This window comes from Pectobacterium carotovorum (assembly GCF_900129615.1).
In the GTDB taxonomy this organism is placed as follows: domain Bacteria; phylum Pseudomonadota; class Gammaproteobacteria; order Enterobacterales; family Enterobacteriaceae; genus Pectobacterium; species Pectobacterium carotovorum.
Map to the genome: position 1 here is coordinate 205645 of NZ_FQWI01000008.1, position 11552 is coordinate 217196.

Annotated in this window: 10 protein-coding genes; 1 reads left to right on the plus strand and 9 read right to left on the minus strand. The window is 52.1% G+C overall.

What is annotated here, in order from left to right; translation table 11 throughout:
* Nucleotide 1: 1 nt before the first annotated feature.
* The 9 genes from rffA to trxA form a co-directional block, all read right to left on the minus strand.
* Nucleotides 2-1132, minus strand: a complete 1131-nt coding sequence (gene rffA / locus BUB06_RS16595) for a dTDP-4-amino-4,6-dideoxygalactose transaminase (protein ID WP_039474255.1) — start codon at nucleotides 1130-1132, stop codon at nucleotides 2-4.
* Between the two features lie 4 nt (nucleotides 1133-1136).
* A complete protein-coding gene (gene wecD / locus BUB06_RS16600; RefSeq protein WP_039474259.1) occupies nucleotides 1137-1868 on the minus strand; it encodes a dTDP-4-amino-4,6-dideoxy-D-galactose acyltransferase in 732 nt (243 codons plus the stop codon).
* A 42-nt stretch (nucleotides 1869-1910) separates the two neighbouring features.
* Nucleotides 1911-2984, minus strand: a complete 1074-nt coding sequence (rffG, locus tag BUB06_RS16605) for a dTDP-glucose 4,6-dehydratase (RefSeq protein ID WP_175552172.1) — start codon at nucleotides 2982-2984, stop codon at nucleotides 1911-1913.
* Nucleotides 2975-4237, minus strand: coding sequence for a UDP-N-acetyl-D-mannosamine dehydrogenase (gene wecC, locus BUB06_RS16610; protein WP_039474261.1), 1263 nt, complete (start codon nucleotides 4235-4237; stop codon nucleotides 2975-2977). Before wecC ends, rffG begins: the two co-directional genes overlap by 10 nt.
* Nucleotides 4238-4503: 266 nt before the next feature.
* Entirely contained in the window at nucleotides 4504-5622 is a 1119-nt protein-coding gene (wecB, locus tag BUB06_RS16615; protein WP_029367259.1) for a non-hydrolyzing UDP-N-acetylglucosamine 2-epimerase, read from the minus strand.
* A 67-nt stretch (nucleotides 5623-5689) separates the two neighbouring features.
* Nucleotides 5690-6736 carry an ECA polysaccharide chain length modulation protein gene (gene wzzE / locus BUB06_RS16620; protein WP_039474265.1) on the minus strand — a complete coding sequence of 349 codons (1047 nt, stop codon included), beginning with the start codon at nucleotides 6734-6736 and terminating at the stop codon, nucleotides 5690-5692.
* Between the two features lie 21 nt (nucleotides 6737-6757).
* A complete protein-coding gene (gene wecA / locus BUB06_RS16625; RefSeq protein ID WP_029367261.1) occupies nucleotides 6758-7855 on the minus strand; it encodes a UDP-N-acetylglucosamine--undecaprenyl-phosphate N-acetylglucosaminephosphotransferase in 1098 nt (365 codons plus the stop codon).
* A 206-nt stretch (nucleotides 7856-8061) separates the two neighbouring features.
* The gene (gene rho, locus BUB06_RS16630) at nucleotides 8062-9321 is read right to left on the minus strand and encodes a transcription termination factor Rho (RefSeq protein ID WP_010283881.1); all 1260 of its coding nucleotides are present in this window, start codon (nucleotides 9319-9321) and stop codon (nucleotides 8062-8064) included.
* Nucleotides 9322-9816: 495 nt separating this feature from the next.
* On the minus strand, nucleotides 9817-10143 hold the full coding sequence (gene trxA / locus BUB06_RS16635; protein WP_010294649.1) for a thioredoxin TrxA: 327 nt from the start codon (nucleotides 10141-10143) through the stop codon (nucleotides 9817-9819).
* A 118-nt stretch (nucleotides 10144-10261) separates the two neighbouring features.
* Between trxA and rhlB the strand changes: the two genes are divergently transcribed.
* Entirely contained in the window at nucleotides 10262-11551 is a 1290-nt protein-coding gene (rhlB, locus tag BUB06_RS16640; RefSeq protein ID WP_039474269.1) for an ATP-dependent RNA helicase RhlB, read from the plus strand.
* Nucleotide 11552 lies beyond the last annotated feature (1 nt).

Here is an 11552-nt window from a genome sequence, read left to right on the forward strand (position 1 = left end):
ATCAGGAGAAGAAGCTCAGAATGGTATTGATGACCGTCCGCTGATTGACGTCCGACAGGTTATAGAACAAGGGTAAACGCACCAACCGTTCGCTTTCCTGCGTGGTGTAGCGATCGTCACCGGAGAAACGACCGAAGTTCAGGCCAGCCGGGCAGCTATGTAGCGGGATATAATGAAAGACCGTCATGATTTCCGCTTCTTTCATGTAATTGATAAACGCGCTGCGGTCGTCCTGATCGCACAGTTTGATATAAAACATGTGCGCGTTGTGAATCCCATTGGCAGGAACGGTCGGCAGGGTAATACGCCCGGCATCAGCCAGCGATTTAAATGCCGCGTAGTAGTTCTGCCACAGTTTCAGGCGACGCTCGTTGATCGGACGCGCCGCTTCCAACTGGGCCCAGAGGTAGGCAGCCTGAATATCCGCCATCAGGTAGCTTGAACCGATATCCCGCCAGGTGTATTTGTCCACCTGTCCGCGGAAAAACTGGCTCCGGTTGGTGCCTTTTTCACGGATGATTTCCGCGCGTTCCACCAACCTTGCGTCATTAATCAGCGTGGCTCCGCCCTCACCGCCCGAGGTGTAGTTCTTGGTTTCGTGAAAGCTGAAACAGCCGATATGGCCGATGGAGCCAAGAACGCGGCCTTTGTAGCTGGACATCACGCCCTGCGCGGCATCTTCCACGACATATAAATCGTATTTCTTCGCCAGCGCCATAATCGCGTCCATCTCGCAGGCCACGCCCGCATAGTGAACCGGCACGATAATGCGCGTTTTTTCCGTAATGGCCGCTTCGATCTTCGTCTCATCGATGTTCATGGTATCCGGGCGGATATCGACAAACACGATTTTCGCACCGCGCAGCACAAAGGCGTTGGCGGTAGAAACGAAGGTATAGCTCGGCATGATCACTTCATCGCCGAGCTTAACGTCGAGCAGTATCGCAGCCATCTCCAACGAAGCGGTGCAGGAAGGCGTGAGCAGGACTTTTTTACTGCCGGAATAATGTTCCAGCCACTGCTGACAACGGCGGGTAAATCCCCCATCGCCGCACAATTTACCGCTGCTCATGGCAGCCTGCATATAATCCAGTTCCGTACCAACAACCGGTGGCGCATTAAATGGAATCATGTGTTCACCTGTATAACCAATACGCCGTGCTCTCAATAGTGGCACCACGGCGAAGATAAAGACGAAGCGCCGCTACGTTGCCAACCTGCGTCGCGACCCGAAGACGTACCAATCCTTGTTGTCGACACCACATTTCCGCCAGCGCCATCAGCTGTGAACCGATGCCCCGTACCGTAACGCCCGGCCAGACGCCCAGTAGCCCGACACGTGCATCCGTGTCATCCATTCTACGTAGCGTGACCCATCCTTGCGGATTGCCAGCGGCATCTTCCGCCAGCAAACAGCAGTGGTCGAACGTACCGCGCACGGCGTTTTCAATCCACTGCGCATAGAAACGTCCGCTATCCTCCGGCTGATACCACGGAGAACGAAAACGGCTCAGTGCAAAAACACGTGACGCCGCATCCCTCAGTGCAGGGATATCGTCGAGCGTAGCTTCACGCCAGCACGATAGCGGTGTCACAACAGTCGCCCGTTGCAGCGGCAGACTGAGATCGACTTCGCCTTCCACCAATCGAAAACCAAGATCGGCAAGCGCATCCGCCAGCACCAGATTGTCCGCCGCAATTTTGGCCTGCGTCAGCGTCAATGCGTTCAGTGCATCGGGCGTCAACGCAGGCGCAGAAGGCGAAAAATTCAGCTTACCGCTGTCAATCTGGAAGAATTCACTCTCCCAGCCCAGCGGTTCAACCGTGGCACGAATCTCTCCCTTTCCTATTGATATCGGATGGGTCATCGTTTCGCTCCTTCGTTTCCGCCATCTGGTTCAGGCACGGGTTTAGTCGTTCAGCCCTAAACGTTCGCCGGTATAAGAACCATCCTGCACGCTGCGCCACCATTTTTCGTTATTCAGATACCAGCTGACGGTTTTCCTCATGCCCGTCTCAAACGTTTCTTCTGGACGCCAGCCCAGCTCACGTTCAATTTTCCCGGCATCGATCGCGTAACGCATATCGTGACCTGGACGGTCTTTCACGTAGGTGATGAGATCGCGGTAATGCGCCACGCCAGCGGGCTTATTCGGTGCCAGCTCTTCCAGCAGCGCGCAAATGGTCTGCACCACTTCAATGTTTTTGCGCTCGTTGTGACCACCGATGTTGTACGTCTCACCGATTTCGCCTTCCGTCACTACTTTGTACAGTGCGCGAGCGTGGTCTTCGACAAACAGCCAGTCACGGATTTGCGCGCCGTCACCGTAAACGGGTAACGGTTTTCCCGCGACCGCATTCAGGATCACCAGAGGAATCAGCTTCTCTGGGAAATGGTAAGGGCCGTAGTTATTCGAGCAGTTGGTGATAACCGTCGGGAACCCGTAGGTGCGCAGCCAGGCGCGAACCAAATGGTCGCTGGAGGCTTTCGATGCGGAATAAGGGCTGCTTGGCGCATAAGGCGTGGTTTCTGTAAACAGATCGTCCGTCCCGTGCAGGTCACCAAACACTTCATCGGTAGAGATATGGTGAAAACGGAACGCACGCTTGTCCGCATCAGCCAGGTTCTGCCAGTAGTGGCGTGCTGCTTCCAGCATCGTATAGGTGCCGACAATATTGGTTTCGATAAACGCCGCCGGGCCATCGATAGAGCGATCGACGTGGCTTTCTGCCGCCAGATGCATCACCAACGCAGGCTGGTAAGCCGTAAAGACACTGTCCAATTCAGCACGATCGCAGATATCCACCTGCTCGAACGCAAAACGTTCGCTATCAGCAACAGGAGCCAGCGAAGACAGGTTGCCCGCATAGGTCAGCTTATCGACAACGACGACGCTGTCCTGCGTTTCCGTCAGAATGTATCTGACCAACGCCGAACCAATAAACCCAGCACCACCGGTAATTAAAATACGTTTCAACGCCATACTCCTTTAGTATCAATAACCCACTGTTGTTTCACATCTTCTGGGTTAACCGCTTTAAACTGACGGTGGTCGACCAGCATTACCAGCACATCGGCTTCTTTTAATGCACTGCTGGTATCGACCAGTTTTACCTGTCCGGCCAACACGGACGGCAGGTGTTTGACATTCGGTTCGACGGCTAACGTCACGCCGGTATTCCACTGTGCAATCATGGACGTAATCCCTACCGCGGGACTTTCACGCAGGTCGTCAATATCGGGCTTGAACGCCAGCCCGAAACAGGCCACCGTAACCTCGCTCGCGCGTTTATCCGTTTGTGCCAGATAATCCGCCACGGCTGCTTTTACGCGATCCACCACCCAGAGTGGCTTGCCATCGTTCACCAGTCTGGCGGTATGAATCAACCGAGCCTGCTGCGGATTCTGCGCCACGATGAACCAGGGATCGACAGCGATGCAGTGTCCGCCGACGCCAGGGCCGGGTTGCAGGATATTGACGCGGGGATGGCGGTTTGCCAATCGGATAAGTTCCCATACGTTAATGTTTTGTTCGGCACAAATCAGCGAGAGCTCATTGGCGAAAGCAATATTGACGTCGCGGAAGCTGTTTTCCGTCAGCTTGCACATTTCGGCGGTGCGGGAGTTAGTAACTACACACTCACCTTCGAGGAAGATTTTGTACAGTTCGCTCGCACGAGCAGAGCACACTGGAGTCATGCCGCCAATGACGCGATCGTTTTTAATCAGCTCGACCACGACCTGCCCCGGCAGCACGCGTTCAGGACAATAGGCAATATTGATATCCGCCGTTTCCCCAACCTGCTGCGGAAACGTCAAGTCAGGGCGCGCGTCGGCCAGCCACTCGGCCATTTGCTCCGTCGCCCCCACGGGGGATGTCGATTCCAGAATCACCAGATCGCCTTTCTTCAGAACAGGCGCGATGGACGCCGCAGCCGCCTGAACATAGGCCAGATCGGGTTCGTGATCGCCTTTGAAAGGGGTAGGAACGGCGATCAGGAAAGCATCGGCTGGTACAGGCTTTGTCATCGCCTGAAGGTAACCATTTTCTACAGCAACTTTGACCAACGAATCCAGATCGGGCTCGACGATATGGATTTCGCCGCGATTAATGGTTTCGACCGCCAGTTTGTTCACATCGATACCGATGACTTTTTTCTGGCGCGACGCAAACGCCGCGGCGGTGGGTAAACCGATGTAGCCCAAACCGATTACGGAAATGGTAGTAAAGCTCATAGTGTCACCATAATTATTTCTCGGATACTGATAGATGCATTGAGCGGTGATAATGGATAGATCGTAAAGACGCTGTGAATACGTCCCTGTACGCTCGAGTTGCGCCATCCATGGCGCAAACGCTTTACTCTTCTATTCCATTATCACCGTTTGCATTCTGTAAATCGGCTCTTCGCAGCCTGAAAATGTACTTAGCGATTTTTTATGTCGGGCTATCCTTGCCCGACCCCCTTCGGGCCGTCGCATAGCGACGTTTAAAATCGCTCCTAGCGATTTTTTAAAGCATCAACAATGCGTTGACAGGCTTGTCCATCACCATAGGGATTGTGGGCGCGGCTCATTGCCTGATACGCCTCTTCATCCGTCAACAGCATAGACACCGCATCGACAATGCTGGTTACTTCCGTACCTACCAGCTTGACCGTACCGGCTTCCACCGCCTCCGGTCGTTCTGTCGTATCACGCATCACCAATACAGGCTTGCCTAACGACGGCGCTTCTTCCTGAATACCGCCAGAGTCGGTCAAAATCATGTAAGAACGATTCATCAAATACACGAAAGGCAGATAGTCCTGCGGCGCAATCAGCATCACATTATCAATGCCGCTCAGAATGCGATTCACCGGTTCACTGACGTTAGGATTCAAATGGACCGGATACACAATTTGTACTTCAGGGTGTCGACGGGCGATATCTGCCAGCGCACTGCAAATGCGTTCAAAACCACCGCCAAAACTCTCGCGACGGTGTCCGGTAACCAGAATCAGCTTCTTGTTGTCGTCTAAAAAAGCATATTTTTCATCGAGGCTGCGGCGTAATGCGGCGTCCCCTAGAATGCGATCGCGCACCCAGAACAACGCATCAATCACCGTATTACCCGTCACAAAAATATGCCGGTCAGACAGATGCTCACGCAGTAAATTTTGGCGGGAATTTTCCGTCGGGGCGAAATGGTACATCGCCAAATGTCCGGTCAGTTTGCGGTTAGCTTCTTCCGGCCAGGGCGAGTAGAGATTGCCAGTACGCAATCCCGCTTCTACGTGGCCGACGGGGATACGCTGATAAAACGCCGCAAGACTGGTTGCCAACGTTGTGGTGGTATCGCCGTGTACCAACACCAAGTCCGGTTTGAATTCCGCCATAACGGGTTCAAGTCCCGATAAAATCCGGCAGGATATCTCACTGAGTCCCTGTCCCGGTCGCATAATATCCAGATCGTAATCCGGCGTAATATCGAACAAACGCAGCACCTGATCCAGCATCTCCCGGTGCTGGGCTGTTACGCAAATTCTCGATTCAAAGGCTCCATCCTGAGCCAAGGCATGAACCAGCGGTGCCATTTTTATGGCTTCCGGCCGGGTGCCGAAAACAGTCAATACTTTCACATTGAATCTCTTTAATCAGGTTAGACGCAGACGCTCGCAGAGCATCAGACGCGAATCAGCAAGCTGGTTAGCGCGGACGGCGAGCCAAGGCAACACCCGCACCGACGAGCGCACCAATCGCCCCCCACATCACCATCAGGAATGCCCGGCGTGGGCTGTCTCGCTTCACCGGTTCTTCCGGCGTACGCAAATAACGATACGTCTGGAAAGCCGCCTCAAGCGTTGGGCCAACGTTCAGCGTCGCCAACATCGCGCGATTTTGATCATAATCCAGTTCGTAGTGCGGGCCGCTGGTCTGCAACGTTTCCAGTCGGGCTTGAAGCATCGGCCTGCCAAGCAGGAACATTTCCGATGCGGGGATTTCGTCTGCGGGTGTATCCGTCTGGCTACGGCTAATACCTTGCTGCTGGGCAATTTTCAACGCCAGTTCAACGCTGCGGACTTCGCGATCGTAAATCGCTTTTGCTACCGCTTCCTGACGCTTGATTTGTGACTTCATGAAAATGGTTCTGGCCGCCCAGGCACCCTTGATCTCTTCATTCAGGTGGCTGGCTGCACGCTGGCTGGCAAAAGCCACATACTGACGAAGCAACGTGTTGGAATCTTTAGAGGTTTCCGCCACCAGCTTCACGGAATCATTGGTTTTTTTCCCGTCGTCACGCGGCGTAAACTGAATATTGTTGACCAGTTCATCCAGCAGAGCCGCATCGGCTTTTTCATCACCTTCAAGACGCTGCTTATAATAGTCAGTCTGCAACCAGAAATCGCGGCGGGTATCGTAAGCCGCTAATTGCATGATGAATTCGTCATACGCATCGGCTGAAATGGATGGTTGCTCTGGCTGAGGCGCAGAAAAAGAGCGGGCGTCGAGGTTACGCAGGAATTGCTGCTGCGAATAATACCCACCTAGCATATTGACCGTCGGCTTGTCGGTAATCGCTGTCGCGCTCCACTCCTGTTTAACAAGATAGGAATAGCCTAGTGCCACGACGGCAAAAAGCAGGCCGAACGCTATCGGCCACACCTTTCCACGCCACAACAGGCGAAATAAACCACGGATATCCAGTTCGTTATCAATCAATGCATTCCCGGTAGACAAGTTCTCTGATTTCATTACTTCCCCAAAATTATTTGGTCAGGATGACTGCTTTTGCTCATCAGAATGCCGCATACGGCGTTTGATTCGCTTGATAAAACGGGCGACCCGCCATGCTCGTTTCAGGCAGTAGCCATACAGTAGAAATGCAAGCAAGAATAATGCCAACATGAACCATTCGGGTATAAAAAAGAAATATTCTCCCAATATGCCAACCGCAGCCAACAAGGCGGCAGCAAGCGTAATCAACACAAATGCCTGGCGGGAAGAAAAACCAGCTCGCATCATTAAATGATGGATATGCTGTCGGTCAGGCGAGAACGGACTCATCCCTTTACGCAAGCGCCGATACATAATGGCGATCATATCGATCAGCGGGATAGCGATGATCCACAGTGCCGTAACTGGATTAATCGGATGCTGCGGGCCTTGCGTTGTTTGAATCAGGAGCCAGATGGCCGTGAAGCCAATCATCGTGCTACCTGCATCGCCCATGAACACCTTGTAACGAGGTCCAAACATGCCGAGATTAAGCAGAATGTAAGGTAAGGTCGCAGCAATCATGGCGAAACACCACAATGCCAGATTCGTATGGCCGCTCAGATACAGCAAAATCCCCATCGCCCCAAATGAGACACTGGACAATCCGCCGAGCAATCCATCGATCCCGTCCACCATATTGAACGCATTAATCGCCGCCCAAACGGCAAACAGCGTGACCAGATAGCCAAACGGCCCCAGCCCCATCTGCCACGGGCCGAAAATGTATCCCAGGTTGTGTATCGTCAAGCCAGCGAAAGCCATCATCACGACGGCAACAAACGCCTGCACAACAGCACGAATTTTCACGCTGATATCAAAACGATCGTCCAGCATGCCGATAAACACCAGCACACCCGCGCACAGCAGGTAAAGACGGAAGTTGGGGATATATTGATCGGTAATGAAGTAGGTAAAGCAGATACCCGCATACACGGAGATACCACCAACCAGAGGCACAAGACCCCGATGGCGTTTACGGTAGTTGGGACGATCGACGAGCCCTATTTTACCCGCGATGCTGCGAGCAAAAAAAAGGAAGCCTAAAGAAAACAAGAAAATAAATAGTAATTCGGTACTCATAGTGAGTAAGTTCACCGTTAACAGCTGCGCTGTAGCTGTTCAGTATAGACTCGGTTTACGCCTTATATCCTATCGCCCACGTTGATCGCCAGTACAAATTGAGTGATAACCGAGACTTCCCAGTAGAAAGCCCCTTCACATCCGATCAATTAGGGGATAAAAAAACGCCACGACCCAGCGTGGCGTTCCCCGAGTTATCCGTAATGGATGAACGCCCGGATTTATGAACGTTTCATCATATCGAAGAATTCATCGTTGGTTTTTGTCATCGCCAACTTGTTGATGAGGAATTCCATCGCGTCGATCTCACCCATTGGGTGGATGATCTTGCGTAGAATCCACATCTTCTGCAATTCTTCAGAGGTGGTAAGCAGTTCTTCTTTACGCGTACCGGAACGGTTGTAATCAATCGCCGGGAACACGCGTTTTTCTGCGATTTTACGCGCCAGGTGCAGTTCCATATTACCTGTACCTTTAAATTCTTCGTAAATCACTTCGTCCATCTTGGAACCGGTATCAACCAGCGCGGTGGCGATGATTGTCAGGCTACCGCCTTCCTCGACGTTACGCGCCGCACCGAAGAAACGCTTCGGACGATGTAGGGCGTTAGCATCAACACCACCGGTCAACACTTTGCCCGAAGCCGGAACCACGGTGTTGTAGGCACGCGCCAGACGGGTAATGGAGTCCAGCAGGATGATAACGTCTTTCTTATGCTCAACCAGACGCTTCGCTTTTTCGATCACCATTTCAGCAACCTGAACGTGACGGGAAGCTGGTTCGTCAAACGTTGACGCCACCACTTCACCCTTCACCAGACGCTGCATCTCGGTAACTTCTTCCGGACGTTCGTCAATCAGCAGCACCATCAGCACACAGTCAGGATGGTTGTAAGCGATGCTCTGTGCGATGTTCTGCAGCAGCATGGTTTTACCCGCTTTTGGCGGTGCAACGATCAGACCACGTTGACCACGGCCGATCGGCGAAGCCAGATCCAGCACACGCGCCGTCAGATCTTCTGTTGAACCGTTACCCCGTTCCATACGCAGACGAGAGTTTGCGTGCAGCGGTGTTAAGTTTTCGAACAGGATCTTGTTGCGGGCGTTTTCAGGTTTGTCGTAGTTGACTTCGTTAACTTTCAGCAGCGCAAAGTAGCGTTCACCCTCTTTCGGCGGACGAATCTTGCCAGAAATGGTGTCACCAGTGCGGAGGTTAAAACGGCGGATTTGGCTGGGAGAAACGTAGATATCATCGGGGCCTGCGAGGTAGGAGCTGTCTGCGGAGCGGAGAAAGCCGAAGCCATCCTGCAATATCTCCAGCACACCATCGCCGAAAATATCCTCGCCGCTTTTGGCATGCTGCTTCAGAATAGCGAAGATAATATCCTGTTTACGCATGCGGGCCTGGTTTTCCAGTCCCATATTTTCGCCAAGAGTAATTAACTCAGAAACTGGCGTATTCTTTAATTCGGTAAGATTCATAGTGGTGGGTTCTTTAACTCGGGGTAAATCTCGAACTATTAACGTGAATGGTATGGCAGGATCATCCGTGCCTCTATAGCAGCCTTCAACCACCGGATTCCTGTCTGGTTTCACACCTGAAGCGCATTAAATCCGCGCAAAACGACATCCGCATAAACGATATCCGCATAAATCAACGGCAGGAGATCGAAGACACATAAAACCAATTATTGTAAAACTAGTAGACTGTCCAAACCGGATCACAAACGTGTTGTAAAACAATCGTCTTGTAGAACAATTACCTTACAAAACAACGATTTTTTCGATTTCGACACAGAATAATGCTTTAGACTCTAACTTTCAGGCTTAAGCCTAAGGGCTTAAACATAGGCAAGTACGATATGCAGTGATGAAGAATCTAACACGCTTCCCGACGAGCGGCAAGCAGTCAATATGAGAATTGCATATTGCCCAGTTGCGCCCGCCGGTGACACCCTTTTTAGGGTATCAAGCTAATTACAGGTTCGCCGTCAGGAACTCTTTCAGTTGCCCTTTGGACAGTGCGCCGACTTTCGTCGCAGCGACTTCGCCGTTTTTAAACAGCAACAGAGTAGGAATGCCACGGATACCATATTTTGGTGCGGTAGCCGGGTTTTCATCAATGTTCAGCTTGGTAACCGTCAGTTTACCGTCAAACTCTTCGGCGATTTCATCCAGAATAGGAGCGATCATTTTGCAAGGACCACACCACTCAGCCCAGAAATCAACCAAGATAGCGCCATCAGCTTGCAATACTTTCGTGCCGAAGCTGTCATCAGTCAGGTGAATTATTTTATCGCTCATATTTTACTCCGCAGGATTATTTCTACCGTGTTGGTGTAGCATTAACCAACAACGGCTTGACTTTATTTCACCGGATACGCTTTCGTAAAGCAATAGTTAGCTGATATTCTACCACACTATGAGCAAAACACACTTAACTGAACAGAAGTTTTCCGACTTCGCCCTGCACCCGCAGGTTATTGAAGCTCTTGAAAGTAAAGGGTTTCATAACTGTACGCCTATTCAGGCGTTAGCTCTGCCATTGGCTCTGTCAGGGCGTGATGTTGCGGGTCAGGCGCAAACCGGTACCGGCAAGACGCTGGCTTTTCTCGCGTCTACTTTCCATTATCTGCTTTCACACCCTGCAAACGCAGAGCGTCAGACCAATCAGCCACGTGCTTTAATTATGGCACCAACCCGTGAACTGGCTGTCCAGATTCACTCAGATGCAGAAGCGCTGTCTCATGCCACTGGGCTAAAATTAGGTTTAGCCTACGGTGGCGACGGCTACGACAAACAGCTTAAAGTACTGGAAAGCGGCGTTGATATTCTGATCGGCACCACCGGCCGCCTGATCGATTACGCTAAGCAGAACCATATCAATCTGGGCGCGATTCAGGTCGTCGTGCTGGACGAAGCCGATCGCATGTACGATCTCGGCTTCATCAAAGACATTCGCTGGCTATTCCGCCGCATGCCGCCAACGGCGCAGCGCCTGAACATGCTCTTCTCCGCTACGCTCTCCTATCGGGTGCGTGAACTCGCGTTTGAACAGATGAATAACGCCGAGTACGTGGAAGTAGAACCAGAACAGAAAACTGGCCACCGCATTAAAGAAGAACTGTTTTATCCGTCCAACGAAGAAAAAATGCGCCTGCTCCAGACACTGCTGGAAGAAGAGTGGCCGGACCGCTGCATTATTTTCGCGAATACCAAGCACCGCTGCGAAGACATCTGGGGCCATTTGGCTGCTGATGGCCATCGCGTTGGGCTGCTGACGGGCGACGTCGCGCAGAAAAAGCGTCTGCGTATTCTGGAAGAATTTACCCAAGGTAATCTGGATATTCTGGTGGCAACGGACGTTGCAGCACGCGGTTTGCATATTCCTTCTGTGACCCACGTTTTCAACTACGATCTGCCGGATGACTGCGAAGACTACGTTCACCGTATTGGCCGTACAGGCCGCGCGGGACAAAGCGGATTCTCTATCAGCCTGGCCTGTGAAGAGTACGCGCTGAACCTTCCAGCTATCGAAACCTATATCGGTCACGGTATCCCAGTCAGCAAATACAACAGTGACGCGCTGATGAATGATTTACCTGCACCGAAGCGTTTAACGCGTCCACCGCGTTCCAATAATGGCCCGCGCCGACACAATGCGCCGCGCCGCAGCGGAGCGCCCCGAAATAACCGTAAACGAGCGGACTAAC

Bases quoted from the DNA above. Each gene is read 5' to 3' on its own strand.
- trxA (WP_010294649.1), bottom strand. From the start codon at position 10,143: ATGAGCGATAAAATAATTCACCTGACTGATGACAGCTTCGGCACGAAA.
- rho (WP_010283881.1), bottom strand. From the start codon at position 9,321: ATGAATCTTACCGAATTAAAGAATACGCCAGTTTCTGAGTTAATTACT.
- rffG (WP_175552172.1), bottom strand. From the start codon at position 2,984: ATGGCGTTGAAACGTATTTTAATTACCGGTGGTGCTGGGTTTATTGGT.
- rffA (WP_039474255.1), bottom strand. From the start codon at position 1,132: ATGATTCCATTTAATGCGCCACCGGTTGTTGGTACGGAACTGGATTAT.
- rhlB (WP_039474269.1), top strand. From the start codon at position 10,262: ATGAGCAAAACACACTTAACTGAACAGAAGTTTTCCGACTTCGCCCTG.
- wecC (WP_039474261.1), bottom strand. From the start codon at position 4,237: ATGAGCTTTACTACCATTTCCGTAATCGGTTTGGGCTACATCGGTTTA.
- wecD (WP_039474259.1), bottom strand. From the start codon at position 1,868: ATGACCCATCCGATATCAATAGGAAAGGGAGAGATTCGTGCCACGGTT.
- wzzE (WP_039474265.1), bottom strand. From the start codon at position 6,736: ATGAAATCAGAGAACTTGTCTACCGGGAATGCATTGATTGATAACGAA.